Genomic DNA, 26,718 nt, shown 5'->3' with positions numbered 1-26,718 from the left:
CCGCTATCCCTACTTAAGTTATAGTTTAAATTACTCATTTTTTCTTATGTCCTTAATTTCTTCTATCGATTTATTCAGTTGATTTTCTGCTTCTTCCATCATGCTATCAAGTAGATCCTTCACAGTCGGGATGTTTTCAATTAATCCTGCAATCTGGCCGCTATTGACAAAACCATTTTCCATATCGCCGTCGATCGCACCCAAGACATGTTGTTGTTCCGACGTCATTTCACTATATTGTTCCAATGACATTCCCGCTTTTTCTAAGCAATATAGCTTCATTGCATAAGGCGTTTTTAATATCCGCCTCAGCCGCCCTACACTACGTCCAATAAGTAACGTTTCGGTATCACTTGCATTCACAAGGTTGTGCTTGTACGTGTCATGAAATGGAGCTTCCATTGTCGCTATTAAACGGGTACCCATTTGCACACCACTCGCCCCTAATGTCAGCGCAGCTGCCAAACCTTTACCATCACCGATTCCCCCCGCAGCAATTACCGGCACGTTTACATTCTTCACTATTTGCGGTAGTAGCGTAAATGTCGTCAGTTCCAGGTTAGAGTTGACGCCAGCTGCTTCAAACCCTTCTGCCACGAGAATATCTGCCCCCGCTTCCTCAGCTTTAAGTGCGTGTTTTACTGAGGCTACAAGCGCAATGACTGTCACGCCTTGTTCATGTAGTAGGGGAATATAAGGTGCTGGATTTCCTGCTGATAGCGAAACAACTGATATATTATGTTTAATGACAAGATTAATCAGCTCTGTTACGTATGGTGAAATACTGATTGCGATGTTGATTGCGAAACTCTTGTTTGTCAGTTTTTTCGTTTCAACTATTATTTTTTCTACTTCATCCGGAGTCATTGTTCCGCATCCAATTGTGCCGAGTCCCCCTGCCTCTGAAACAGCCGCTGTCAGTTTTGCGTTACTGATATTCCCCATTCCACCTTGTATAATTGGAAGAGTGATTTGAAGCACTTTACAAACGTATATCATTTTTCGTCCACCCCTGTGCAATTATGTTATGCTAAGAAGAGTTAAAAGATAATTAAGATTAGTAAACTAATTTGAGGGGGAATAGTTTTGTTAATCACATTTAAAGGAAAAAGTCCTGTTCTTGATCCTTCAGTTTTCGTCGCTCCGGGTGCAAAAATAATTGGAGATGTTCAAGTTGGGGCAGAATCTACTATTTGGTTTAACACGGTCTTGCGGGGAGATGAAGGGCCGATTACAATCGGTAATAAATGCAGTATCCAGGATAATTCAACAATTCACTTATATGAAGATGCTCCAGTCGTTATAGAAGATGAAGTTACCGTTGGGCATAACGTTATCCTGCATGGCTGCAAAGTTGGAAAGCGATCGATTATTGGAATGGGTTCTACAATTCTGGACCACGCAGAAATTGGTGAAGAATGTATTATTGGCGCCAACACATTAATCCCACCAGGCAAGAAAATCCCCCCTCGTTCATTGGTTGTCGGTTCTCTAGGTAAAGTAGTAAGGGAATTGAACGACAAAGACTTCGAAATCATTCAATTATCGATCGATTCATATGTTCAAAAAGGCTATGACTATCGGGAGATTTTTAAAAAAGAAGAACAATAACACTTCTGTTAATCAACCATTTACTTGCGTAAAACACTAATGAGAAGGGCTTGAACACCCCCATTTTCACTGGATTATTTTCGGTCCGCTTTCGGCGAAATATTCATAACAACATATTTACCCATGGGCAAGTGTGGCTAGGAATGACTTCGTCGTTCCTAGCCACACAATTTCTGGTAATCCTATTGCGAATAGTTGTCTGTCGCGTCCCTACAAAGTGAAAAATGCATTTGCTTTAGAAAAAAAGATTAGATGACTTTTTATAACTGTTGTAAGTGCCCGAAGATACAATTTCGGGCACTCTAGCACTTTGTACAATGCGTTCCTTACTTGATTACAACCAATGAAATGTACCATCCTTGACATATTTTTCGCCAATGATGACAGACTGTTTACCACTTCATACCTTTTGAATGATTAAAGATAAGAAACCATATTTCGAAAACGATAATGTTATACAAATTCGGCTGATTTTCAATAAGATCAATCTTCCGTAAACGGGCCAGATAATAGCGAAAAATGATTAAGGAGTTAACAAAAATGAATGCATTTATGCTAGAAGGTTGGACTCCCATATTACTTCTGGGTGCTATATTTATTGTTGGCATTTACTTCATATCTCGTAAGGTATCACGAAAAGCCTTATATACAGTTTCGTTAGTATTGAGCTTGATTTGTTTCGGCTTAGTCATATACAGCATATTTGTTGTTGGTGGATGGGAAGGTATGGGACTAGGATTCGTTGCGATTAGCGTTCTATTAGGAACATGGATAGGCACTATAATTGGCATTTCCAGTAAAAATATAAATGCGTAATTTATACCGGAATCGGGCGCGATTGCGGAGTATCATAAGCCTAATTCCTCATTCAAGATAAGGAGGGGGTAGGCTTTTTTATCTTTCAAAATCCTTAACGTTGTAAATTTGCACTTTCTTGACACTACCTCATTGGCAACGAGTGGTAAATCTTGCGGAAATCGCTGGTAAAAAACATGGCAGAAGTGGTACATTCTTATCGCCGTAATCGTTACTTACTTTAAGTATTATTTACGCCTTTGATCATGCGATGGTCTATAAGAAAGTGACACTTCCTAAAATTTTAAAAAGACAAAACTATTGAGAATGCTTCAGCAGCCAAAATTGTATCTTTGGCTGCTTTTATCAAGACATCTCGGTAATCGTATAGAAGTCGTTCGATCCAAAGCAATAAAAAATAATGTACACGAAGCGCCTAGTGTTTGATTAAGTTATTTCCTGGTTAATTTTAGTTAATCAAAACACATGATTTATTAACGACAAAAAAACGCTGAACTATTCAAGTTCAACGGTTTGAATGCAGTTCAATATCACCGGCTTAGGAACTGGTGGTTCTTAATTCGCTCGACACTCTCTGGCAGTCCGCACTTTTAGTACCCTAGCTCTTTTTCATCAAAGTACTCGGCTTAATCTTCAACATTTCCACCTTGTACTCTCAGCCCAGGAACTAAAAATATGGAATGTGGTAACAATTCTCTGACCTTTTTTGCATCAGGTGGATAGGTTGCTCCGACGACTGCAAATTTACAACAAATAAGCATAACAATTAGCTATGCTTTTAAAAATTATTAATGTCATCTATTACACTTTTTAAAACCTCAATTGATTCGACTGTGTTATGTTCGTATTCCAAGCTATGATTGACATTAGGAATGAGTCTCGCAACCATTTTTGGGTTGTTTGTCAATTGATTAAATCTTTCCTCTGTGTAACAATGGTCATTATCTCCGATGAAACATAACCCCCTATTAGTACTGCTAACCATTGCATCGAAAACATCATCCCTTTGAATCAACGGAGTTAACCATACTGCTTTAGCTTCTTCGAAGATATCCCTCCTTAACTCTGAGCTCATAGCAATTGTTCCAAGAGATTTGCCGATTATATAAAAGTTTTCATACGAAGTTTCCTTTAAAACAGTATCAATTACTGTTCTCACATCGTATTTAATTGCTTCGCTTAATTCTTCCATACTAAATTCTGCATAGACTCTGTCATTGTATTGATAATTAACTTGTAATACATCAAAGCCTTTATTTAAGAATATATCTGTTGAGTAATGAAAAAGAGGACTCCGAATGGTATATCCTGCACCCGGAAGAAAGATGGTCAAATTTCCCGAGTTTTCTTCGGCTCTCAACAACGTATAAGAAATATTTATTTCTTTATATCCCTTAACGCTTTCTGTATTTGTTTTCAACATTGATATCTCCCCCATTCCTTATCAATTATACATATTGCCCCAAACTTAATATATAAATATTTAAATTTATCAGTTTTTTGTGTCCGCGTTTTTTTATTCAATTCAACTGCCTTTCAACAATCGAACTACCACACCTTAGAAAATACAAAAACAAAAATGCACAACAATAAGTAATTACCACCGAAAAAAGTCTTTAAGAATGCTACTTGTTACGGACAGATACATAATACTATTTACATCCACCTTCGTTTTAAACACTTCTCCCAATTCCACAGTCTTTCTGATTCTATTGTTTTGTCATGCGCTGACCTATAGTTAGTCTGGAATATACCTTCAAATTTTGATTCGAAAAATTCGTGATGTAATAATAGCTTGAAAAACTGAAGGAACGGCAAGTGGTAGCCCAAGTAAAATGAACGAATTGCGTTGCCGCCTTCGCCTTTCAACGAATCTTCCATCGCAACGAGTCCTTGAACCGCTCGATCGATGGTTTCCATTTCGTTACTTAGACGATCAAGCATCGTTGTAGGCTGACCATTCACACCCATATTGACAGGAAGACTAGCCATAGCTGCGCTATATTGTGAAAAGCACCTGGTTACAAAATAATCCTGAATTATTTTGCAATAACCTTTTTCCAATGTTATGTTAGGGATTTTCACCGTTAAGTATTTTTTTATCAAACCCACAAAAGACGGCTATCAAAATAATAGCCGTCTTTTGGTTTAATGCTGTTAAATTAGTACACAAAATCTGTTCCCTAAATGAATATATAGATTATCTTTATTATCTATTTTGAATACCTCCCACTCTTCATATTCTCCCTTATCAAGATAAGCAATATATGTCTCCCAGTCGTCTCTACTTTCTGTTATCTCATCTTTGTTAAACACCCATTCATTTTCAATACAATTATAAAAAGTTGTTTGCTGATGTTCTAATTTTTGAGAAAGTGCGATGGTATTCTTTTCAACTGAATTTAGTAGACTTGAAATATCATTAATTTGTTCTGTTCCTCTAGCCGAAATCATCCATATTAGTTTTAATTCATTAGTACTTATATTTTTTATTATTTCTAAGTCATCTTTCGCTTCATATTTTAAGAATATCCATAATTCTTTGAACTGATGCGTAGTAAAAATTATAGTTTTGTATTTATAATATGAATCTAAAGGGAATTTCGGTATCCATACTATATAATCACCATATTTCCTAGCGATTACCGAAGAAGTATTCTGCATTCCAAAATTTAGATTCATCTCTAAATTACCGGTTACAGATGTTATTAAATCATCAGTATATCCCTCATATATTACTTGCGAGTCATACTGTAGTGTTAATGATTCATTTGTAAATTCTCCATGCGTTTTATATTCAAGTTTTTTCAAGTGTTTCTACCTCCTTTTTTATGGAGTGACCTTGGGTGGTAACTCCCAACGGTTAGAATACCGCTTCCAATCACTTTGTGGAATAAACGAACGATGTTCTATTACATTGTTTCTACGTGTAATATGATAGACACCTTGTTGACCATTGATAGTTCCTGTGTGTAAGTATTCTGCACGTCCATCAGATCTAACAATTGTTGGTTTGTTGGATAGTATCGTATTATCAAAGGATGTAGGGAAGTTATGATGTGTACCTGTATCTTCTTCTATTCTTTTCAAAACTCTGTCATCGTATTTAACATCAACATCACCCACAGGAGATTTAGTCGGCTCTTGAATCTTACCCGTATCCTTAACATCAACAGTCCTCACGGATTCTTTCGAGCCTAGCCCTTTTACGCCTCCCACTGCTAAGGTCGCAGCCCCAAAGCTGTTTTCCCAATGTTCCTTGGAAAATGGATCCTCCGGCATTAATGCGCTTTTTACCATTCCCGTAATACCCAACGTCGCGAAATCGAAAAAGTCTTCTGGTGAATCTGACAACTTACTCGTTCTACTTTTCGATCCCGAAATAAGCGCATCTGAAGCACCTATTGTTACATAATTCGCAAAATCATATGGAGAATCGAGTGCTTTACCGGTTCGTGTTTTTACTCCGTCTACAAAGTCGGTTCCCATTCCCTTAAAACTATTGAAAGATTTCACGAAAGGATTGGGATTGCTAGTAGACGTGGGAGCGGGAACAGTGCAGACTTTTCCGCTATACATTTCGTAATTTCTCGCGGTTGAATCATTCGACCAATCCATTGGTCCGGCATGCGTCGCCATACCTGGAAGCGTTAAAATACTCGACCCATAAAGAGTTCTCGTTCCATCCACTAATCCATAGCTAAACTCAACCGGATCTTCACCAGCTAACAGCGCTCCAAGCATCGTTGTCGGCTGACCATTCATGCCCATCCTGACAGGAAGACCAGCCACAGCTACTGTATGTTGCGCTAATTCAGACTTTAGCGTATTTTTTGACGACAATGCAGCCCATTGATCCGCTGAGAAATTAACGGCAGTAACTCCGTCCGTAAACAGCCCTTCAATATCCGAAATCCATGTTTCCATTGTCAGTAAATCCTGCGCAATTGGCGCCAAAGCAGTCGTCTGATTCGCATCGAACTCATGCAATTGTGTGAGCGTAGTTTCTCGTTTAATTGTAGCAGTGTGAACGCCTTCCTGCACTTCGTTATCCTTGAGATGCGGAAGGGCAACGATGTCCGCAACTTGATTCATGATGCTGTTCGCTTCATCCGTTAGACTCTCCGTTAGTTGCGCAATGTTCTTCAACCCACGTTCGATTTCTACATCTAGGAAATGCTCACGAATGAAACCTGACGAATCTGGTTCGAGTCCATCAAGGGCAGCGTCCATCTGTTTTAGGACGTGTGTGAAACGGCTCTGGAATAGCTTGAAAAACTGAAGGAACGGCAAGTGGCAAGCCGCGTAAAATGCAAGGATTGCGTTTCCCCCTTCGCCTTTCAACGAATCTTCCATCGCAACAAGTCCTTGAACCGCTCGATCGATGGTTTCCATCTCGTTGCCTAGACGGTCAAGCATGGTGATATTCCGATGGAGTCCATCCTTTAATGGATGAACATCAAGTACCTTCAAAAAGTATCCCCCCCGATTATTCGGCAACAATGACAATTACTTTCAACTGTAGATTTAAAATAAAGATTGATCATTTGTAATAAAGTCCGATAATTTGTAAAAAGGTTTGATACAATTGCATTGACAAGATGGATTATGACAATTCAACAAACGAGCCATTTTGCGGAACAAGGTTTAGAAATCACAGGGGAAAAAGAGTTAGCATTGGTGAATATTTTGTGTAACCTATTTCGAGATTCATGGAAATGATGTTTGGAATTTTTTAGGCCATGTGTAGTAGTGGCTTGTCTTAGGAGAGGAGAGGAAAAAAAATGATTGAATTACGAAAGATAACCGGGGATAACATAGATGAAATAATAGCACTTGAAGTTGAAGAAGGACAGGAAGACTTAATAGAAACTACTAACCTCAGAAGCTTTGCAGATGCTCATATGTTGAACGCAGACGGTATACCAGCAACTCCCTTTGCCATTTATGCCGATGAAGTTGCGGTTGGATTTTTGATGTATATTTATGATACGTTGGATCATGAATCATTTGAAAATGAAGTTTTTTATGGGAAGAAGAGCTATTTCATTTGGCATATTATGATTGAAAAGAGTTACCAGGGGAAAGGTTATGGCAAGCTTGCTTTTGAAAAAATGTTGATGGATATTGAAACTACGCCAGATGGAGAAGCAGAATATGTAGCCCTCTTTTATCGAACAAGTAATGTCATAGCTAAAACATTATACGCTTCATTTGGTTTCGTAGATACAGGTATCATTCAGGATAATTCGATGTTGGCGATTAAAAATCTAGATGGGAAAATAACAGAATCCTTAGTAGAATAGGATCTCCCTCAAAGAAATGTAAGCTATCAACGTCTTGACCCATAGTAGACACAAATATCCAGAAGAGAAATCCGATTTTTTTAACTCTGTCTTAGCAAAAATATAATATTTATACCGCAATCGGGCCCGATTGTTTTAGAATTACTAGGTAGAAAATAATCATGCTTTATTATAAAAATCGCATAGTATTTCACAAAGAATTAACCCGTTTTGATCAATCATTTTTCAAAACGAGTTCTTATCATTTAACTTAAAATATGGATTTTGGGGATATTTCAGATCAAATTTTATTCCAAACCAACATCAACTGCTCCAAATCTCTTTTAGTAGCAAATAATCCCCTAACGATAAACATCCCTCTCCACGCCGCATTCAAAAATCTGATGAATGAAAACATTTACCTATTATGTCATACGAATATAAAGAGGAATAATTTTCCCATTTGAGAAAAAACGCTCCATAAGACTTATTTTTTCCGATATTTTCATTACTAAAGTTACGAAGGCATAAGGCAAGCGCTCTTTATAGCCGAGATGCAGGATTATATAAGAAAAAAAATAAAAGCACCGCTAAATGCGATGCTAATTGATACTCTAAAAGCGTGCTAATAGGGACACCGTTTGATCTGTTTAATGACCTTTTATCAGCCGAACAGAACCCGTGACTTTGTGCAGTCAGTTACTTTTTAGTTTGTTAAGTAGTCACTAATAAGCGGGTGGTCATCTGCGTCATACGTTTTATCTTTCCTGCGCATGTCGTTGTCTTCTTGGAATACTCCTTCGAAAAAACGGCTTGCTGATTGAGCGAGCAATTTATAATATTGCTCATATAACAGAGTGGCGTGATTACCACTCCACACTTCAGGCAGCAGCTCTTTTGGGAGACCTGGATCTGTAAAGAGAAACTTTCGGTATTCGTGCACAAGGTTGGTGCGCTCCACGAAACACTCTGCATCCGTCATTTTACCTTTGTTTATGATACTTTGGTGGACAATGTATTTTTTGCTGTACGTCGCAATGAATTCTTGATATTTCCCTTCAATTTCTTGAAGTGGCCAGCTTTTTTCAACGAGCAACTTGTCCGCTTGCGGTCCTTTGTAGTCACATACAAAGAAATCCACGTAAAACTGAATATCATACTTTTCAATAAGAAGGTTCACTTCTTTTTCGAGATCAATTGGCGAAATCCAGCATCCATTTGAAAAACTTCCGAATCCGCTCCATAATAACTCTTTTCGAAGTTCATCACGAATTTGTCTTTTTTCTTCCGGAATCGTATACATAAGCATACGCCATCTCCCGTCCCACTCAGTTGGGTTTAATTTGAAAATACGAATTGCCGCTTCTTCAATCCGTGCTTCCCCTCGCACCGTCAAGAAGTAATAACTTTTGTTGCCTTGTTTTTCGGATTGAATCCATCCTTGTTTCATCATTCTTGAGACAGCTACTCGAACCGATTGTTCATTATGACCAAATTCCTTCAATAACCGAATCAAGCTGCCAATCCATACCTTGTTGCCGTAATGACGGATATAATCACCGTAGATTGTAAAAATCATTGATTGTGTATTTGCCATGATACTCACTCTTTCTTTTTTCGTTCCTTATCGATGTATCACGATTCGACAGTTTTTTATTATTCCGAGACATTCTCAACAATTGCCGCAATTCCCTGGCCTACCCCGATACACATTGTTGCGAGTCCATATTGAACATTCCGTCTTTTCATTTCATATAAGAGTGTCGTTAAAATTCGGGCACCGCTTGCGCCTAAAGGGTGTCCAAAAGCGATTGCTCCACCATTGACGTTTACTTTTTTAACGTCCAACTCTAACTGTCTAATACACTCGAGTGATTGGGAAGCAAAGGCTTCATTCAATTCGACGAGTCCTATATCATTCATCGTCAGTCCCGCACGTACTAGCGCTTTTTTTGAAGCAATAATCGGACCAAGCCCCATAACAGCCGGTTCAAGCCCCGCCGTTGCCCCCGTAACATATTTTGCTAAAGGTTTAAGATTTAGTTCCTTTGCTTTTTCGGCACTCATAAGAAGCAATGCACACGCGCCATCATTAACACCTGATGCGTTGCCTGCTGTAACTGTACCGCCATCAAATAATGGTTTTAATTGTGCCAGTTTCTCAAGCGTAATGTCCGGCCGCGGATGTTCATCTTGATCTACAGTGATTTCATTGCCTTTTCTATCCGTATAAACAACTGGAACAATTTCTTCGAAAAATCTGTTAGCTTCTATTGCTGCCTTTGCACGTTGTTGGCTTTCATACGCAAACAAATCCTGATTTTCTCGCGTTATCGTGTATCGCTGCGCGACGTTTTCAGCGGTACGCGGCATCGAATCCGTTCCGTACATTTCTTGCAGTTTTTCATTTGTAAAGCGCCAGCCAATTGTTGTATCTTGTAATTCCATATTACCTCGTGGATTTGCCTTATCCGGCTTCGCCATAACAAACGGGGCACGTGTCATACTTTCCGTTCCGCCTGCAATGAAAATATCACCATCCCCAACTGCAATTGCTCTTGCAGCGTAAATGACAGCGTCTATGCCTGAACCACAAAGACGGTTAATCGTCGTGCCCCCCACCTCGACTGGAAGACCCGCCAACAAACCTGCCATACGTGCAACATTGCGGTTATCTTCTCCAGCCTGATTGGCGTTTCCAAGAACGACCTCTTCGATCTGCTCTGCGGGAAGATTAGGATTTCGATCAATAAGTGCCTTAATAACGACAGCTCCTAAATCATCCGGACGTACGTCTTTTAACGCGCCATTGTACCTGCCAATAGGTGTACGAACAGCATCTACTATGACTACTTCTCTCATTTCGTAATCAACTCTTCTCCAAGTGTATAATCGTAGACACCTTTGCCGCTTTTCCGTCCAAGACGCCCCGCTTTTACATATTGTTCTAGGAGAGGCGCTGGACGGTACTTTTCTCCAAGCTTGTCATATAAATAGTTCAAGTTGTTCAAACGTGTGTCAAGACCCACTAAATCCACGAGCTCGAATGGACCCATGGGGTAATTTAAGCCGAGCTTAATCGCTTTATCAATTTCTTCTGCTGTTCCAAGTCCCTCTTGCAGCATATAAAATGCTTCATTGCCGACTAGTGCGCTAATCCGACTCGTAACAAACCCAGGAAATTCATTAATAACAACCATTTCCTTCCCCATATTAACAGCAACTTGTTTAATCGTCTCTACCGTTTCATCACTCGTTTCCAAGCCCCGGACAATTTCAACAAGAGTCATTTTATGTACGGGATTGAAAAAGTGCATGGCGATTGTTTTCTCTGGGCGTTTACCAAAAGAAGCAATTTCTGTCGGACTCATCGTCGATGTATTCGTTGCAAAATAACAATGTGCTGGTGCATATTCTTCAATCGTTTCAAATACTTGTTTTTTAATGGCAGCTTTTTCAGGTACAGCTTCAATGATTAAATCTGCATTCCCTGCTGCTTTAGCCAAGTCACTTTCATAACTTAAATTACGATGCGCTTGTTCAGCCTGATTTGCTGATATCTTTCCGCGTGCGAGACCTTTTTCAAAGAGACTATCAATATCTAGTTGCGCATTTTCCAATGCAGATTCATTAATGTCGACAATTGTAACTGTATATCCTCCAATCGCTCCGACATAGGCAATACCTCTGCCCATCAAACCGGAACCGACAACAACTATTTGATTAATCATAAGTGATCCTCCTTTTTATGATGAAAGAATACGGACAGGAGATCATACATCCCTGTCCGTATTCTTTCATCTATATATTCGGCACTACTTATTTAGAATTAATTAGGTGATATACCTCACCCGTATAACGAACAAATCTAGCGAAGGAGCGACACTAATGAAAGGCAGCCCAATTTCGCCGCGTCATGCGGCAAAGGCTGCACACCCGCATCCTGCAGGCGCCGGAGCAATAAGACCAAGGAGGGAAGCAGTTCAATCCCTCCCAAGTGATCTTCTGACGGGCTTATTGCGTGAGGCCATCACCAAGCGACTAAGCGGTGTTGGAAGAACATACTATTTGTTAAGTGCCGACTATTTATTACGCTTTTCTTTGTGTCTAGCTCCAGGCGCCAGCCCCTCGGGTCATAAGCCGTTTTGCTGTGGTGGCTGAAGTACGCCTCCTACGTGCCTGCAAGGATGCAGGTATGTAGTCGTTGCGACAGGATGTCGCGATCCTAGACTGCCTTCCCATTATGTCTTATGCCTGTCGGGGCTAGACGGCGCCTTGCGCTTTTCTTTGTGTCTAGCTCCAGGCGCCAGCCCCTCGGGTCATAAGCCATTTTGCTGTGGGGGCTGAAGTACGCCTCCTCGCAAAACGTCTTATGCCTGTCGGGGCTAGACGGCGCCTTGCGCTTTTCATAGTCCAAATGGATTTACTGGACGACTGCCAAAGTACGACATAATGCTTTTCGTTTCAGTGTAAAGATCAAGCGATCCGATTGCTAACTCACGGCCAAATCCAGATTGTTTATAGCCACCGAATGGTGTACCTGGGAATGCAGAGAATGGCGTATTGATCATAACGATTCCCGCTTGAATTTGGTTCGCAACACGTGTTGTAGTTGCAGTATTTGTTGACCAAATAGAAGAAGCTAGCCCAAAATCTGAGTCATTTGCTAATGCAATTGCCTCTTTTTCATTTTTAAACTTCGATACGACGACAACTGGTCCAAAGATTTCTTCACGAACAACTTTCATGTCTTGTGTTACGTTTCCGATTATTGTCGGCGCATACCAAAATCCGTTTTCAAAGCCTTCTGGTTTTAATTCTTTACCACCAGTAAGGATTTCAGCACCTTCATCAATTGCAGATTGAACATACATTTTCACTGTGTCCAACTGGCACTGATCGATAACTGCGCCCATATGTGTTGCTTTATCAAACGGATCCCCAATCGTAAGTTTTTCAGTTTTTGCAATAAATTTCTCAACGAACTCATCGTACACATTTTCATGAATATAGATGCGTGTACGCGCATCACACGATTGACCTGTGTTATTGAAAGCTCCGTAGAGTGAACCATCAACGGCTGCGTCAATATCTGCATCTTCAAAAACAAGGCTTGGGGATTTTCCACCAAGTTCTAGTGTTACACGTTTTACTGTTCCTGCTGCTTTTGCCATAATGTCTTTTCCAATTGGTGTAGAACCCGTGAATGCAACTTTATTCACTAGTTCATGTTCTACCAAGTAGTTACCGATTTCAGATCCAGATCCTGGCAAAATGTTAACGACGCCTGCTGGAACCCCTGCTTCGTAGCAAATTTCTCCAAGAATAATAGCTGTAAGTGGCGTGAGAGACGCTGGCTTAATAACGACGGAGCACCCTGCTGCAATAGCTGGAGCAATCTTCCAAGCAGCCATCATAAGTGGATAGTTCCACGGAATAATTTGCGCGCATACACCAAGTGGTTCTTTTTCTGTGTAATTATGGAATTGACCAGGTACATTATTCACAGAACCCCCATGTCCAACAATAGCGCCCGCATAAAATTCAAAGTCTTCAATGGCTTGTGAAATCTGCCCTTTAGCAGCTGCAAGTGATTTACCCGTATTCAAAATTTCTAGTTCTACAAGTTCATTAAAGCGTGAACCCATAATTGCTGCAATTTTGTTTAGTACACGTGCACGCCGTCCTGCAGGAGTTATTTTCCATTTGCCATTATCAAATGAATCCCTGGCAGCTTGAACAGCTTTTTCAGCGTCTTCTTTCGTTGCTTTCGCTACTTCAGCAAGTAGTTCACCCGTCGCCGGATTATAAATCTTTGTGCGCTCGCCACTGCTACTTTCGACTTGTTCACCGTTGATAAAAAGTTTGTAGAAATCACGCTTCATCGTTTCTTGTTCGATTTCGATTTCATGGGTTTTTGTCATATGGTTTACTTCCCCCTATTGGCCTGTAAAAACAGGTTTTCTTTTTTTCATAAATGCGTTGATGCCTTCGCGATGATCTTTTGTTAAACCAGCTATTCGCTGTCCTTGGGCTTCATGTTCAAGATATTCTTCAAAAGAAAGTTCTGATATCGTCATCAATGAGCCTTTGATTAATCCGATTGCTTTTGTTGGTAAAGCGGCAAGTCGTGTTGCAAATGCAGATACATCCTCTTCCCATGTTTCTGATGGAATCAGTCGGTTTGCAAGACCCATTGCAACCGCCTCTGTAGCTGACACTTTTTCTCCTAAAATGGCTAATTCTGCAGCTTTAGATTGTCCGACTAATTGTGTTAAATAATAAAGATTACCTGAATCCGGAATAAGCCCCACATGGATGAATGCATTTAATAAACTGGCACGCTCAGACATTAGTCTAAAGTCACAAGCAAGCGCAAGGCTAAACCCCGCCCCTGCTGCTACACCATTTACTGCCGCAATGATCGGTTTTTCACATTTTCTGATTTGCTGGATCATCGGTCCATAATGATCTCTTAACACTTGACCATGATCCATAAATTCATCAATTTCTGATAAATCTTGTCCGGAACAAAATGCCCGGCCTTCACCTGTAATGACAACACAGCGCACTTGTTCATCATATGATGCCGCTTTGATTGCATCTTTTACTTCACGATTCATCTGCGAGATAAAAGCATTCAGTTTGTCAGGTCTATTTAAGATGAGCCACGCAATTCCATCTTTGACATCGTAACGAATTGTCTCAAACATTTAGCACACTCCTTACTTTCCTTGATAATCCGGCCTTCTTTTCTCAACAAATGCGCTCATACCTTCTTTTTGATCCTGTGATGCGAAAAGAAGGTAGAAATTTTTCCGTTCATACTGCATTCCTTCATACAAGGGATAATCCACTGCTTTATTAACCGAATCTTTAATAAGGCGCAGTGAGAGCGGTGGTTGTTTGGATAGTCGATTTGCAAACTTCAGCGTTTCTTCCATTAATAGTTCAGGAGCAACAACTTTGTTAATGACTCCATGTTTGAGTGCTGTTTCCGCGGAAATACGCTCTCCTGTCCAAAGCCATTCGAGCGCTTTTGTACGTCCGACAAGTTTCGTTAACCGCTGTGTCCCTCCTGCACCCGGCATGACGCCGAGGCCTGCTTCCGGGAATGAAAATTCTGTACCGCTTGCTGCAATTAAAATATCACAGCACAATGCAAGCTCAAATCCCCCTCCTAAAACAAAGCCTTTTACTGCACCAATGATTGGCTTTTTAATAAGTGTAAAACGGTCCCAATCAGCAAATTGGTTCAAGAGTTCAAGGCTGACTGGGTCATCTCCAGTCATTTCATCAATATCAGCCCCAGCTGAAAATGAACGGCCTTTTCCAGTAAGGACGATAATGCGAACTTCTTCTTCTCGATCAAACATTTCCATTGCAGTAACGATTTCACAAACCATTTTCCGATTCAAGGAATTTAACTGGCGAGGACGATTCAGTTCAATCACCGCGATGTTTCCCGTTACTGTCGTTTCAATGAATTCAAAACTGTACACTAGGCATCCTCACCAATCATTAATGTGACAAGATTACCCGCAAACCCCATCAAGTCTTTGCCTGATGCCTTTCCTTCAGCTGTGCGCAAACCTGCCTGTAACGCTTCTAGATTGTCATACTTCATCTCACATGTGAGGTAATATTTCCCTTCACCTCCCATTGGAGATCCTGATATTTTTGTTACCTTCATTTCACGGAGACCAGGGATTTTTGCTGTTAGTGGTGAATGTACATTGAAATAATGATCATCAAAAGCCTCTTTGTTTTCAGGGTGTTTGTACAAAGCAATTAGTTTAGCCATTTTTTCTTCTCCTCACTTTACATTAATGTAGACACAGGTTTCATTGCCTCAAATACGTTTTTACAGCTTTTGCAATACAAAATACTTCTGCAAGCCGTCGGTCCAAAAATATTTTCCATTGATACATAGCCAGATCCGCAATAGGCACAATCCACATGCCATGATCCATCTTCCTCAAAATAGCGGGGCGGTGGAGCAATCCCAAACTTTTTCAGATTCACATGACCTTGTTCCGTTATACGGTCTGATGTCCATGGCGGATGAAAGACGAATTCTACTTCAATCGTTTCAACTTCAGGTAGTTTTTTTACAGCATTTACTGTATTCGTTTTAATAAATTCAAGTGCAGGACATCCCAAAAAAGTCGGTAGAAGTGTGATTTTCACGTTATTTCCTTCGGTTGTGACTTCGCCTACCATTCCAAGATCAATAATACTCACTGAGTCAATTTCCGGATCTTTCACATTCATAAGTACTTCAAAAATACGCTCAGTTGAAACATCTACAGAAGCAGTCATATTATTCACCTCTTTCCTGGTACCGCTTACCAGACAGCTGCCGAGTCAAGTTTGTAAACTTCGGAAAGCGTGCCTAGTGCTTCATCCAAGTCTTTTGTGTGCTCGCCGTTTCGTCCGTTCATCACGGGATGATTCGGGATCAACGGTACTTCCATTTGAAGGGTTTCGAACACCGGACCGATGATAGCTTGCCATTGTTTCTTCATTTCTTCCTCACTGTCTATTAAGTTACTGCTTTCAATCTTTTGTTTCTGATTTCCAAAAGAAAATACATCTCCAAAATCATTCAAAACAAGCGTAATTGCATCATTCATTTTCTTTTTTGCCACATCCGTAGAATTCATTAACTGCTTAAACCACGTTTCCCAGTGCAACTTGTGATAATAAAGTTCCATTTTCACTTTTATCGCCACTTCAGCAATAGGTTTGTATGAGCTTTCACATAACGAATCCATTTTTACCTTTTTCGCTTGTATATAAAAATAACTCCTTACGACTTGATAGGCCCAGTCATAATTGGGTGTTTCCATATAATAACCTTCGCCGTTCACCCGTTCCGTCAAAATGCTGTTCTTTCTTTCATCTGTCGGACGTAAATGGGCCAAGTCATCCGCTTTTCCAGCTCCAAGCTCTTCAAGTAATTTGTAGTACATCGCCGCATGCCCCATACTGTCTTGGCTAATGGATGAGGAAGCTACGTCTTCTTCAATGTGAGGAGCGAGTCCGAGCCATTCAGATCCGCGGAATGCGTACAGAAAATCATCATCTGCTAATTGGAACAACAAACTAGTGATTGCTTCTTTATATTCCATGCTCATGCCATTGTCTGTTATGCTCATTTCCGCTCCCCTCCCCATGACAAAATTTCTTTTTCATCAAGCACTTGCTGTTCATATTGACGCCATTTTTTCTTTAAGTAACCATAGCCTTTTGTCGTCCTGTATTCTTTATTGTCAAGCCTGGTGAGCGTCATCTTCTCTTCGGCATTCATTTTCCTAACATTCTTTCGATTTATAATCCAAATGTCTGCAACTGGCTCACGGCGCATGAAGTTTTCCTGTGCCAAAATAAGTGCCATATCTTCATTTGGAGCCAGTAAGCTGAATTGGTGTTGGAATGCCGAGCTCGGTGTCCGCTTACTGAACACTTCATATTCTTGATAAAATGTTTTTTCTCCAGTCATTTTACTGACTCCTTCCATTAATTAACGACTGCACTTAAAGCATCTCGCACCCATGTGTTATTTTCATAGGATGTACGACGCAGGTTCAGGCGTGCCTGAGAACGAGGTCCTTCATTTCTAATAATTTTCTTGAATTCATTCCAATCCGGTTGTTTGTACGTCCATATTTTGCTTTCAGCATCGAATTTTATGGTCGGATCTGGAATTGTTAGTCCAAGAGATAAAATACGCGGGATATATTTATCAAAAAAGATTTGCCTGAACTCTTCGTTTGTTTTTGTCCGGATTTTATATTTAATAGTCAAATCTTGTTTCGAAGATCCTGTTGTTTCTTTACTCGCAGGTCCGAAGAACATTAACAGAGATTCCCACCAATAATTGATTGAATCCTGAATCATCGATTTTTGATCATTTGTACCTTCCGCAAGTGCCATAATAATAGATTCACCATGCTGTGCATGAAACACTTCTTCAGCGCAAATACGCTGTAACGCTCTCCCGTATGGCCCATAAGAAGCCCCAAGCATATTTGTTTGTGTAATAATTGCAGCCCCATCAACGAGCCAACCGATTATTCCAGCATCTGCCCATGTAGTTGTTTTCATGTGAAATACATTATGAAATTTCAAGTCTCCATTGAATAAGTCCTGCATTAAATCTCCGCGATTCTTGCCATATGGTTTAAGTAAATCTTCAGTTACGCGAAGAAGCAGTTGACCGTGACCCATTTCGTCTTGCACCTTGGCCATAATGCCTAACTTACGAGAAAGGGACGGGGCTTTCGGTACCCATTCTTTCTCTGGGAGAGCCCCCATTATTTCGCTCATTCCATGCATGGAAATCAATTTAATCAATGTCACCCTATATTCTTCAGGCATCCAATCATCAGCTTCAATTTTGTCACCTGCTTCAATCCTCTGCGTAAAGTGAGCTAACTTCTCTACTTCCGAATTGTATAAACCCGTCATTTCACAGCCCCCTAGTTTAAGGTATGTGTTTCCGACTAAACATATAACACTTACATAACGTTAATCTAAAACTCAGTTATATTTATAGACATACGAATCCGATAATACCGTATCTCTTTTCCATAAACAGTCTCTTTACTTAATTCTTGGTCGCCCACTTTAATAGAATCTGTCGGACATCCGACTTATGCATCTTCTAAATCTTCAAGAAGATGTTCAGGTACTTCTGCTGTTCCTTCTTGCTATACTTTGAATACCTTCTGGGACAATTCCCAAAAACAAAAAAACACCGGCAAAATTCTGCCGATGTCCATTTTTAATACGTAAATCAATTGCTCATGCTATTTTTCTCGATGCTTTCAATGTCTTGAATGATCTCACCATTTTCCACTTTTTCTCCATTCTCCATGTTTATAAACAACTTTCCTTCCGCCATTTTACGCGCTTCGTTTTTGAAGTTGTCAATAACTTTTGCTTCAATACGCGCTCCGTCAGCAGTGACGCCAAACGGTACTGTCCAATAACCTACATAGTGACCTGGTGATGTCTCACTAAATGGAAGTTCGGTGGCATTTGTCACTTCGTTTCCTACATTTGTCAGTGGCATGTGGATTACAAAACTAGCTTTTAGTCCTGGGGCACTGTCAAATTCTATTTTTACACTTTTGCCTGTTGTTAAGTAGACATCATTAGTTGGTGTTAAATTTTCGATTGATGGTGCATTATATTGAGCTGTTACTACCACCGTCTTCGAAGTTTGGTTATTCGCTTTATCACTTGCAACAACCGTTATTTCGTTTTCACCATTATCAAGCAAAATACGTTTGGAATAGTTTCCATTTACGACTTCCGCATTTTGGCCGTTTACTTTTACCCAATCAAGGTTAGCATCAGAAACCGTCCCTTCAACCATAACCGTTTCACGATTCGATTTATCACCGTTTTTCGGGTTATCGATTGTCAGTTCAGGGTTTTCAGTATCTAATGTCACTGTAACTGGAGCAGATTCGCCTGTCACTTTGCCATTAAGCGTGGAAACTGCCTTGAACTCATTTACTCCTTCTGCAAGCTCAGTTTCGATTGTAAATTTGCCGTCTTCTCCAACCACTGCCGTACCTGCATCTTCTCCGTTATTTTTCAGCTGGATTGTTGTCGTCGGAGATGCTGTCCCTTCGATCGTAATACTTGATTCATTTGTCGTGAAGTTCTCTGCAGGTGAAGTAATAATTGGTGCATGGACTTCATAGCTGACACGTGCACGAATCATGTAATTCCCTTCCGCCGCAGGTGCTGCTGACCACGCGCCCGATACATATTGATAACTTCTTCCCGCGTTCGTTCCAGTTTCATCTGTCGCGAGACCAGGTGAATTTGGACTTGGATCTTTCTGGATGTAAACCATGTAAAAGTCACCGCTGACAACTATGTTGTGCTCAGTTAAATCTACAACTGTCCACTCTCCGTTACGCAGAGCCTGTGCATCGATTGGTCCTGCAAGTTTCTTGCCAGGAGTTCCGTCAGCACCCGTTGCATCCCATACTTCTACTGCAAAAGCCGTCCCTCCTGGAACTGGCCATTCCGTATCCCAGAAGCGGAGTACGCCGTCTGTGACAATTCCGGATTCTTTACCTTCTGGAAGAGACATTTTCACTCCCCAGCCATTACCTGCATCGTAGAATGCACGCGCATTCTCGCCTGTGCCGTCGTCATACCCAATTTCGCCGCCTGGATATGTGTAAAATGGTTCTAGTGCGAAATCTTTTTCAGTCGTGCCGTCGCCAATTGTGATAGCCGCTTCTTGACTATGGTAGCCACGTGCAATCACCTTCAACGTGTAGTCGCCTTCATAAGCGGTGATGGAATAATTCCCATTTCCATCTGTTTCGACAGGTGTAATGTTTGCATCTTCGATTAGCAGCAATGTTGCTCCACCAATTGCTTCACCTGTTGACTGATCAGTAATCGTTCCGCTTACCGTGGATTGTGTAATTTCATTTAGCGTGAAATTAACTTTCGTTGAACTGTCTGCTTCAATTGTTACGGATTGCTCTTCAGATTGGAATCCGTATGCTTCCGCTTTCGCCGTAAATGTTCCTGCTCCATGCGTCAGTGAATATTTTCCATCAGCAGGGTTCGAATAGACCGAACGCCCTGTTTCAAGCACACTGACTTGTGCACTTAAAGGAAGCAGTGTAGGATTTGCCTTTTCGTCTTGGACTGGCGGTTGTTCTTTCTTAGGAACTACCGGGTGAATTTTTGTCGGATCGATAGGTTCTTTGAATGCATCTTTTTCTTTTTCTTTAATAATACCGAGGTCTTTACCAGATTCGGTTTTAATAGCTTCAAGATTTTTACCGCTATTTCCCTCTTTGTTTCCGTTACTATCTTGTGTAGTTCCTTTTTGCATTTTGCCCGTTTTTGAAGTAGTTGTCAGTGCTACATCATCAATATACCAGCCATCTTTTACAACGCTAGCATCGGAAAATGCATTGAAACCGATGTAAACACGTTGACCGCTATATTCCGACAAGTCAACTTCACCGTCAATCCAACCGTCCGATTGACCTTGAACCATGAGTAGTTGGCTCCATTCCACCTGATCTGTGGAAATGAATACATGACCGTAATCCCATGCTCTGCCGGCCGAAGATTGCTCAAAGTTATGCCATTGTTTAAATTGCAAGAAGGAATCCCCTTCTGGCAAGTCAACTGGAGGCATGACAAGTGTTGCGTTCATATTGGTTTCATATGTGCCTGCAAGATTTGTCGCATATACTTTTTCACCTGAAGAGGCGCTATTTGGGCCAGATATTGGTACGCCCCACTCCCAGCTGTTCTTCTCGCCAAATGAAGTCCAACCAATCGGCGTTGTTTCAAAGTCTTCTGAGAAGCCGATTGTGATGCCCGGCTTCACTTGAATCGTGTATTCTTCACTTGTCACTTCATTATTCCCAAAATCATTGATTGTCCATTTGTAAGTGAATGTATTGCCTGCGATACTTTCGCCCGCAATCGTTGCTCCAAATTCACCTGACTGGTAATTACCCGACTTACGGCTAGCTTCCACCGCTTGCCACTTGTTAGCTGCGTCCTTATAGTTCAATGTGACAGACGCGATACTAATATTATCTGTCGCTTGAACCCTCAAATCTAAATCCATTCCCGCGTATGTTTCTGCAGGCGCATCATGCTTGTATGTTGGTGCTTCATGATCGTCACCTTGTTTTGAAACTTGACCATCAATTTTCCCAAGGCCACTAGCGATTGATGAAACAGCTTCGTAAGCATCGACAAGTCCATATCCATAGCCGTGGTTCGGAGACTGTGGATATACTGCGTCAGTCAACGGTGTCGCTGTATCAAGTAAAATCTGTTCCATTTCATCGACTGTTAAGTTGGCGTTTACTTGGCGAAGTAGCGCTGCCACGCCCGATACAGCCGGTCCTGCCATTGATGTTCCATTCCAGCCGCCTTCATAACCGCTGCCTGGAACGGATGAACGAATATTCACACCCGGTGCAGAAATGTCGGGTTTAATTTCTGCATATGGAGATGGACCACGTAGAGAAAAGCTGCCTACTTTGTTATTAATGTCCGTTGCGCCAGTTGCAAAAGATTCAGGGTAATTCGATGGAGCTGCAACTGATCCGGGTCCGCCTGGATTTGATAGCGTCGTGTTTCCTGCAGAAAACTCTGGGAAGATTTCTGCTGCTCGCCAGTTTTTGACAACATCACGATACCATTCATCAAGTCCTGGTCCACCTCCCCATGAATTATTCACGACATCTGGCGCTAGATCGACGCGTACATTACCGTTGGCGTCTGTCGGTGCCAAAATCCATTGAGCTGCAGCCAGTAAATCTCTATCTGACCCACCAGCCGTAGTGAATGCTTTAACAGCGATCCACTTAGCACCTGGAGCAACACCGATTTGGTTAGATCCATTCGGTTCGCTACCGACCATTGTGCCAGTAACATGTGTTCCATGACCGACATCATCATATGGTGTAGCTTGTCCTACAGTTGCGTCAAACCAATTGAAATCATGGTTCACATCACCTGATGCCGCATTGTACCCTCGATATTGTTCTTTCAATGCGGGATGGTTCCATTGAACACCTGTATCGATGCTCGCAACAACCGTACCGGAACCGTCAATGCCCATGTCCCAAACTTGCGGTGCATTGACACGCTCAACGTTCCATTCCACATTTGCAATTTTAGATTCAGGAGCAACTGCATTTTCAGTTTTTGTTGCAAAAAGTTCGCGCGTTTCATTGGGTAGCACTTTTTCAACCTCTGCGAATGTCGCTACCTTTTGCGCGACTTCCTTCGTGCCCGTAACAGCCATACCGTTTACGATAAAGTAAGAGGTAATGTCTTTAGCGTTTCCGGCTTTAACTTGCTGTTCAAGATACTGTTTAACATTTTGTTGTGTTTCGATAGATGTTGTTTTCAGCTCGGATACGACAGCCGATCGTTGCATAAGTTCCGCTTTTTGTGCCGATAAATTTGCATTAATTGCATGTTGCTTTGCTTCACTCGCTACTTTTTCCGTATCCGTTTTTTCTTTAAATTTTATCAAAAAAGTGACGGTGTCAGCTTTTCCGAAGCTTTCCAGCAAGCGATCACTTACTTTGTCCTTTGAAATCACATTAGAATTATTTACAGATTCGTGGAGTTTTTTATTCGGCTCTGCGTTCGCAACTCCAGGTGTGACCAGGGAAAACACCATGAGTAACGATGCAATAATGCTGAACATTCTTATTCGACTACGCTTCTTCAATTTCATTCCTCCCTCCGATTTTTACAACGATTGAACTACATTTTTTCAACTCAATAAAAAACACCCCTTGCCCCCTTCCTAAAAGTTAGTGTAGGTACCCGACGGTGTCGCTTGTGAAAATCTAGTTGATACTACTAAACATACACGGATACTAAATCTCTTTTTGTCGAATATTGACAGAACTTTACCAATTGATAGTTTTTATCTACTCTAACCCTATTTATTCCAGTAGAAAAGTTCTATGGAAATAATTAGCACTTCGACAAATGAGTATGCTACGCCCTTGGTATCATTGCGTTTTCTTGATGACTTGAATTGAAGATAGATTACCATTTTTTTGCATCATAATTAATAAATACATAGATATGACTAGGTATGATAAATTAATGCCAATTTCCAATTATACAGATAGGAATAAATAGGTATTTGTAACTTGTATAAATATAAACAAAGCATGCATAAAGAACTAATACGATCATATTTCATCGATTTAATTCCTACTTTCAGTAATGTAGATACTCAGAGTTGAATTTTCATTTTAGGGGGGATTTCACCACTTAAAGGATTTGAAGTTCTGGAGAAAGATAAAAAAATAGTAATGGAGAGTTATTTATTGACTATAAAAGCACAAAAAAACCGGGTTCTAGAATGATCCCGGCATAACTTTTTACTCGGTTATAAAATAGTTTAAACCCATTTCATTATCTAGCGCCCTTCATTTTTTCATCAACGAAAATCTCACTAATAACGTCGTGGCACAAAGCAACAACAATCCGAAGATCCCAACCGCAATACCCGTGTTTTGTAATGTTAGGGTCGATGCAGGCAAACCGCAAAGCGTCGGATCGAAAGAGATAGCACCTACCATCGTCCCCATGATTGCTGCTACTCCTCCATTAAAAAAACCGGCAAGAACCGATTGTTTCTTTACCACCGAACTAAATTGAGTGCCTATTACAATGCCAATCCATAGGTTAATCGTACAGATAACCGTAAAATCCATCGGAAAAACCAAATATAATGTGATCGCGATGACAAAACTGGTAATCTGCCCCGCGGCTAAGGTAACTGTAAATCTGAGACGGTCGCTGATTCCAAAACGTAACTTATAGAATAATGCATACATATAAACGCCCAACAAACTACTTAACACGAGCAAAAATAATCCAAATAAGATCATCGTATGCCTCTCCTTATGTTTTTCGAGAAGACTTTGTCGCTTTAAACAACATCATAAATGAGCACAAGACGAATAATTCCATCATGATGGCAAACGGAATACTATATGACGCAGCAGCTCCAATCATTGGTGCCATCATTCCCGTCATAAGCCCGCTAATATATCCGGTGAGCAACGTTTGATTGTCAAAAATTCCTCCGAACAAACTCCCCACTAGCATCCCTGTTAATGCAGCTACTACGGTCACTTCCATATAATAGACCGGGAATTCATAAATCAAGAGGACGCCCGTTCCAAGAGCCAGTCCTCCGCCCGCTACCATGGCGATATTCATGCCCAGATGAAAATCAATCAACTTTCTTCGCCTGTATAAAAACTGATAAGTGACACCAGCAAGTAGAAATTGAAAAATTAACAAGCTCCAAATCCATGCCGACAAACGGATTCCCTCCTCACGACATTGTATGAAAACGGGGAGTAAAAGAATCAAAAAAATGCCAAGCACCAACACAATTTAAAATTGCGTTGGTACTTGGCACCGATTTATTCTGATGAATGGTTTGTTAGTCATTTATCAACCAAAAGATATCACTTCATCGCATGGCAGTGAAAACACCCCACTATTATTTCAGTTAACTAATCGCAATTGAAACATACTGCGACTCTAAGAAAGCCTCAATCCCTTCACGTCCGCCTTCACGTCCAACACCGCTTTCTTTCATACCTCCGAAGGGAGCTTGTACTGCAGAAGGAGTGCCATCATTCCAACCCACAATACCAAAGTTAAGTTGTTCGATTAAACGTGTCCCTATAGCAATGCTATCCGTAAATACATAAGCAGCCAAACCGTATGGTGTATCATTTGCTAATACGATTGCTTCTTCTATTGTTTCCACTTTCTGTATAGGAGCCACAGGTCCAAATGTTTCTTCTTTCATAATAACCATGGACGGATCCGCATTGCTAAGGACTGTAGGGGCATAGAAAGTCCCCCCATCTTTTGTAATTAGCTCGCCTCCTGTCATAAGGGTAGCGCCTTTAGACAGTGCATCCTCAACATGATGTGACACCTTCTCAAGACTTGCGCGATTTACTAATGGTCCAATATCTACATTTACATCCGTACCATTTCCTACTTTCAACTGGCTAACTGCTTCAGAAAACTTTTCTACAAACTCATCATGAATACCTGACTGTACATAAATACGATTAGCACAAACGCAAGTTTGACCAGCATTCCTGAATGCTGACGCAATCGTACCTTTCACTGCTAGATCTACATTGGCGTCATTTAATACAATCAAAGGAGCATGACCACCGAGTTCGAGTGATAATCGTTTTACCTGATGAGCACTTTGTTCAATTAAAATTTTACCGACTTCGGTAGATCCAGTAAAGGTTACTTTTCGAATTTTTTCATTTTCCATGATTGCTTTCCCTATTTTGCTTGAAGATCCAGTCACCAAGTTAATGACACCTTTAGGGAACCCAGCTTTTTCACATAACTCGATCATTTTAATGGCTGTCAGCGGACTTTCACTTGAAGGTTTAATAACAATGGTACACCCCGCCGCTAAAGCCGGCCCCATTTTCCTCGCTAACATAGCAGCTGGGAAATTCCAAGGAGTGATAGCGGCTACAACGCCAACTGGTTTTTTCCATACTTGCAAACGTTTGCTCGTCGTATGTGTAGGCAAGATTTCACCGTAAACGCGCTTGCCTTCCTCAGCAAACCATTCTAGAAATGCAGCGGCGCTTGTCACTTCTCCTATGGATTCATTAATTGGTTTGCCCATTTCCATCGTCATCGTTTGAGCCAAATCATCACGATGTTCTATCATCAGTTCATAGAGCTTTTTCAAATAGATCGCACGCTCATAAGCCGTCGTTTGTGACCACGTTTGAAATGCATCATAAGCAGCGTCAATAGCCACATGTGCTTCTTCTTCCCCACCAATTGGCACACTACCTACGATTTGACCATTAGCTGGATTGATAACATTTAATTTTTCTAGATTTCCCCCAAGCCATTCACCGTTTATATACATTAAATGATGTTTCATTTCCTATTACCTCCACTCTCTATTTATTCAACAAACCTATCTATTTCTTTACTACCCTATTTATTCCCTAAGTATACGCTTTATTTCTTACTCCATCTCTTCATGGGACTTCGCAGTTCCATATCACTACCTACTAGCCCCATCCTAGTTTGATGATTCTTAAAAGTCAAACTAATAGTGTTTTTTTCGAATGAAGAGCAGCCCCACAGTAAAAATGCCCCTGATGGAAATAGAATCAATCCAACTAAAAAGAGCCACCTACAAAGACAAGAGATTGTAAAGCAAAATCTCGTCTTTATAAATGGCTACTAGCTCACATCTATTGATTAACCAAAAGTAACCAGTGAATATCATAATTTCCTACTAGACGCTACTTGTATAGTTGCATTTTCGAGTGCTCCGGATTGAATGACTTCTATACAATTACTCGCATCCCTACACAGTTTTTTCGGTAATCGTATGGTGGTCCTTCATCCATCGCGCTCTAAATGCATAAGTACTCGT

General features: G+C 40.8%; 23 protein-coding genes. 3 read left to right on the top strand and 20 right to left on the bottom strand.

Annotated features, from left to right (window positions below; translation table 11 throughout):
* Positions 1 to 30: 30 nt before the first annotated feature.
* Positions 31 to 999, bottom strand: coding sequence for an NAD(P)H-dependent flavin oxidoreductase (locus MKZ26_RS00645; RefSeq protein WP_340763814.1), 969 nt, complete (start codon positions 997 to 999; stop codon positions 31 to 33).
* 87 nt (positions 1,000 to 1,086) lie between these two features.
* Between MKZ26_RS00645 and MKZ26_RS00640 the strand changes: the two genes are divergently transcribed.
* Positions 1,087 to 1,611: a gamma carbonic anhydrase family protein gene (locus MKZ26_RS00640; protein WP_340763812.1), complete on the top strand. Its 525-nt coding sequence runs from the start codon at positions 1,087 to 1,089 to the stop codon at positions 1,609 to 1,611.
* A 540-nt stretch (positions 1,612 to 2,151) separates the two neighbouring features.
* A complete protein-coding gene (locus MKZ26_RS00635; RefSeq protein WP_340763811.1) occupies positions 2,152 to 2,427 on the top strand; it encodes a YesK family protein in 276 nt (91 codons plus the stop codon).
* A gap of 778 nt (positions 2,428 to 3,205) precedes the next feature.
* Here the strand turns inward: MKZ26_RS00635 and MKZ26_RS00630 are convergent.
* From MKZ26_RS00630 to MKZ26_RS00615, 4 genes are all read right to left on the bottom strand, one after another.
* The gene (locus tag MKZ26_RS00630) at positions 3,206 to 3,850 is read right to left on the bottom strand and encodes an alpha/beta family hydrolase (protein WP_340763810.1); all 645 of its coding nucleotides are present in this window, start codon (positions 3,848 to 3,850) and stop codon (positions 3,206 to 3,208) included.
* Between the two features lie 233 nt (positions 3,851 to 4,083).
* A complete protein-coding gene (locus MKZ26_RS00625) occupies positions 4,084 to 4,419 on the bottom strand; it encodes a T7SS effector LXG polymorphic toxin (RefSeq protein WP_340763808.1) in 336 nt (111 codons plus the stop codon).
* Positions 4,420 to 4,584: 165 nt separating this feature from the next.
* On the bottom strand, positions 4,585 to 5,238 hold the full coding sequence (locus MKZ26_RS00620) for a hypothetical protein (protein ID WP_340763806.1): 654 nt from the start codon (positions 5,236 to 5,238) through the stop codon (positions 4,585 to 4,587).
* Positions 5,239 to 5,256: 18 nt separating this feature from the next.
* The gene (locus MKZ26_RS00615; RefSeq protein ID WP_340763805.1) at positions 5,257 to 6,900 is read right to left on the bottom strand and encodes a ribonuclease YeeF family protein; all 1,644 of its coding nucleotides are present in this window, start codon (positions 6,898 to 6,900) and stop codon (positions 5,257 to 5,259) included.
* Positions 6,901 to 7,211: 311 nt separating this feature from the next.
* On the opposite strand from MKZ26_RS00615, the gene MKZ26_RS00610 reads away from it, so the two are divergent.
* Positions 7,212 to 7,733 (top strand): GNAT family N-acetyltransferase, encoded by a 522-nt coding sequence (locus MKZ26_RS00610; RefSeq protein ID WP_340763803.1) that lies wholly within the window; start codon positions 7,212 to 7,214, stop codon positions 7,731 to 7,733.
* Between the two features lie 685 nt (positions 7,734 to 8,418).
* Here the strand turns inward: MKZ26_RS00610 and paaX are convergent.
* From paaX to MKZ26_RS00535, 15 genes are all read right to left on the bottom strand, one after another.
* Positions 8,419 to 9,309, bottom strand: coding sequence for a phenylacetic acid degradation operon negative regulatory protein PaaX (gene paaX, locus MKZ26_RS00605; RefSeq protein WP_340763802.1), 891 nt, complete (start codon positions 9,307 to 9,309; stop codon positions 8,419 to 8,421).
* A gap of 59 nt (positions 9,310 to 9,368) precedes the next feature.
* Positions 9,369 to 10,574: a thiolase family protein gene (locus MKZ26_RS00600; protein ID WP_340763800.1), complete on the bottom strand. Its 1,206-nt coding sequence runs from the start codon at positions 10,572 to 10,574 to the stop codon at positions 9,369 to 9,371.
* Entirely contained in the window at positions 10,571 to 11,443 is an 873-nt protein-coding gene (locus tag MKZ26_RS00595) for a 3-hydroxyacyl-CoA dehydrogenase (protein ID WP_340763799.1), read from the bottom strand. Before MKZ26_RS00595 ends, MKZ26_RS00600 begins: the two co-directional genes overlap by 4 nt.
* Before the next feature lie 675 nt (positions 11,444 to 12,118).
* Entirely contained in the window at positions 12,119 to 13,636 is a 1,518-nt protein-coding gene (locus MKZ26_RS00590; protein WP_340763797.1) for an aldehyde dehydrogenase family protein, read from the bottom strand.
* A gap of 15 nt (positions 13,637 to 13,651) precedes the next feature.
* Complete coding sequence (locus MKZ26_RS00585) at positions 13,652 to 14,425, bottom strand: enoyl-CoA hydratase-related protein (RefSeq protein WP_340763796.1); 774 nt, start codon at positions 14,423 to 14,425, stop codon at positions 13,652 to 13,654.
* 12 nt (positions 14,426 to 14,437) lie between these two features.
* The gene (locus tag MKZ26_RS00580; RefSeq protein ID WP_340763794.1) at positions 14,438 to 15,214 is read right to left on the bottom strand and encodes an enoyl-CoA hydratase/isomerase family protein; all 777 of its coding nucleotides are present in this window, start codon (positions 15,212 to 15,214) and stop codon (positions 14,438 to 14,440) included.
* The gene (locus MKZ26_RS00575; RefSeq protein ID WP_340763792.1) at positions 15,214 to 15,516 is read right to left on the bottom strand and encodes an EthD family reductase; all 303 of its coding nucleotides are present in this window, start codon (positions 15,514 to 15,516) and stop codon (positions 15,214 to 15,216) included. Before MKZ26_RS00575 ends, MKZ26_RS00580 begins: the two co-directional genes overlap by 1 nt.
* Positions 15,517 to 15,533: 17 nt before the next feature.
* Positions 15,534 to 16,034 (bottom strand): 1,2-phenylacetyl-CoA epoxidase subunit PaaD, encoded by a 501-nt coding sequence (gene paaD / locus MKZ26_RS00570; protein ID WP_067210631.1) that lies wholly within the window; start codon positions 16,032 to 16,034, stop codon positions 15,534 to 15,536.
* A 26-nt stretch (positions 16,035 to 16,060) separates the two neighbouring features.
* Positions 16,061 to 16,873: a 1,2-phenylacetyl-CoA epoxidase subunit PaaC gene (gene paaC, locus MKZ26_RS00565; protein WP_340763789.1), complete on the bottom strand. Its 813-nt coding sequence runs from the start codon at positions 16,871 to 16,873 to the stop codon at positions 16,061 to 16,063.
* The gene (gene paaB, locus MKZ26_RS00560; protein ID WP_067210636.1) at positions 16,870 to 17,217 is read right to left on the bottom strand and encodes a 1,2-phenylacetyl-CoA epoxidase subunit PaaB; all 348 of its coding nucleotides are present in this window, start codon (positions 17,215 to 17,217) and stop codon (positions 16,870 to 16,872) included. The genes paaC and paaB overlap by 4 nt, the downstream gene beginning before the upstream one ends.
* Positions 17,218 to 17,234: 17 nt before the next feature.
* Entirely contained in the window at positions 17,235 to 18,185 is a 951-nt protein-coding gene (gene paaA / locus MKZ26_RS00555; RefSeq protein WP_340763787.1) for a 1,2-phenylacetyl-CoA epoxidase subunit PaaA, read from the bottom strand.
* 328 nt (positions 18,186 to 18,513) lie between these two features.
* A complete protein-coding gene (locus MKZ26_RS00550; protein ID WP_340763785.1) occupies positions 18,514 to 22,977 on the bottom strand; it encodes a S8 family serine peptidase in 4,464 nt (1,487 codons plus the stop codon).
* 709 nt (positions 22,978 to 23,686) lie between these two features.
* Complete coding sequence (locus MKZ26_RS00545) at positions 23,687 to 24,151, bottom strand: hypothetical protein (RefSeq protein WP_340763783.1); 465 nt, start codon at positions 24,149 to 24,151, stop codon at positions 23,687 to 23,689.
* A gap of 13 nt (positions 24,152 to 24,164) precedes the next feature.
* The gene (locus MKZ26_RS00540; RefSeq protein WP_231885679.1) at positions 24,165 to 24,590 is read right to left on the bottom strand and encodes a hypothetical protein; all 426 of its coding nucleotides are present in this window, start codon (positions 24,588 to 24,590) and stop codon (positions 24,165 to 24,167) included.
* 193 nt (positions 24,591 to 24,783) lie between these two features.
* Positions 24,784 to 26,214: an NAD-dependent succinate-semialdehyde dehydrogenase gene (locus MKZ26_RS00535; protein WP_340763781.1), complete on the bottom strand. Its 1,431-nt coding sequence runs from the start codon at positions 26,212 to 26,214 to the stop codon at positions 24,784 to 24,786.
* Positions 26,215 to 26,718 lie beyond the last annotated feature (504 nt).

It is taken from the genome of Sporosarcina sp. FSL K6-6792 (assembly GCF_038004885.1).
Classification (GTDB): Bacteria; Bacillota; Bacilli; order Bacillales_A; family Planococcaceae; genus Sporosarcina; species Sporosarcina psychrophila.
The sequence above is the reverse complement of the archived record's forward strand: the minus strand, read 5'-3'. Positions and strand labels throughout refer to the sequence as shown.

What these genes read in the sequence shown, in the direction of transcription:
- MKZ26_RS00545 (WP_340763783.1), bottom strand. Translation starts at nt 24,151, where the DNA reads ATGATCTTATTTGGATTATTTTTGCTCGTGTTAAGTAGTTTGTTGGGC.
- MKZ26_RS00625 (WP_340763808.1), bottom strand. Translation starts at nt 4,419, where the DNA reads ATGGCTAGTCTTCCTGTCAATATGGGTGTGAATGGTCAGCCTACAACG.
- paaX (WP_340763802.1), bottom strand. Translation starts at nt 9,309, where the DNA reads ATGGCAAATACACAATCAATGATTTTTACAATCTACGGTGATTATATC.
- MKZ26_RS00550 (WP_340763785.1), bottom strand. Translation starts at nt 22,977, where the DNA reads ATGAAATTGAAGAAGCGTAGTCGAATAAGAATGTTCAGCATTATTGCA.
- MKZ26_RS00595 (WP_340763799.1), bottom strand. Translation starts at nt 11,443, where the DNA reads ATGATTAATCAAATAGTTGTTGTCGGTTCCGGTTTGATGGGCAGAGGT.
- MKZ26_RS00585 (WP_340763796.1), bottom strand. Translation starts at nt 14,425, where the DNA reads ATGTTTGAGACAATTCGTTACGATGTCAAAGATGGAATTGCGTGGCTC.
- paaD (WP_067210631.1), bottom strand. Translation starts at nt 16,034, where the DNA reads ATGACTGCTTCTGTAGATGTTTCAACTGAGCGTATTTTTGAAGTACTT.
- MKZ26_RS00590 (WP_340763797.1), bottom strand. Translation starts at nt 13,636, where the DNA reads ATGACAAAAACCCATGAAATCGAAATCGAACAAGAAACGATGAAGCGT.
- MKZ26_RS00600 (WP_340763800.1), bottom strand. Translation starts at nt 10,574, where the DNA reads ATGAGAGAAGTAGTCATAGTAGATGCTGTTCGTACACCTATTGGCAGG.
- MKZ26_RS00635 (WP_340763811.1), top strand. Translation starts at nt 2,152, where the DNA reads ATGAATGCATTTATGCTAGAAGGTTGGACTCCCATATTACTTCTGGGT.
- paaA (WP_340763787.1), bottom strand. Translation starts at nt 18,185, where the DNA reads ATGACGGGTTTATACAATTCGGAAGTAGAGAAGTTAGCTCACTTTACG.
- paaC (WP_340763789.1), bottom strand. Translation starts at nt 16,873, where the DNA reads ATGAGCATAACAGACAATGGCATGAGCATGGAATATAAAGAAGCAATC.
- paaB (WP_067210636.1), bottom strand. Translation starts at nt 17,217, where the DNA reads ATGACTGGAGAAAAAACATTTTATCAAGAATATGAAGTGTTCAGTAAG.
- MKZ26_RS00575 (WP_340763792.1), bottom strand. Translation starts at nt 15,516, where the DNA reads ATGGCTAAACTAATTGCTTTGTACAAACACCCTGAAAACAAAGAGGCT.
- MKZ26_RS00610 (WP_340763803.1), top strand. Translation starts at nt 7,212, where the DNA reads ATGATTGAATTACGAAAGATAACCGGGGATAACATAGATGAAATAATA.
- MKZ26_RS00535 (WP_340763781.1), bottom strand. Translation starts at nt 26,214, where the DNA reads ATGAAACATCATTTAATGTATATAAACGGTGAATGGCTTGGGGGAAAT.
- MKZ26_RS00645 (WP_340763814.1), bottom strand. Translation starts at nt 999, where the DNA reads ATGATATACGTTTGTAAAGTGCTTCAAATCACTCTTCCAATTATACAA.
- MKZ26_RS00630 (WP_340763810.1), bottom strand. Translation starts at nt 3,850, where the DNA reads ATGTTGAAAACAAATACAGAAAGCGTTAAGGGATATAAAGAAATAAAT.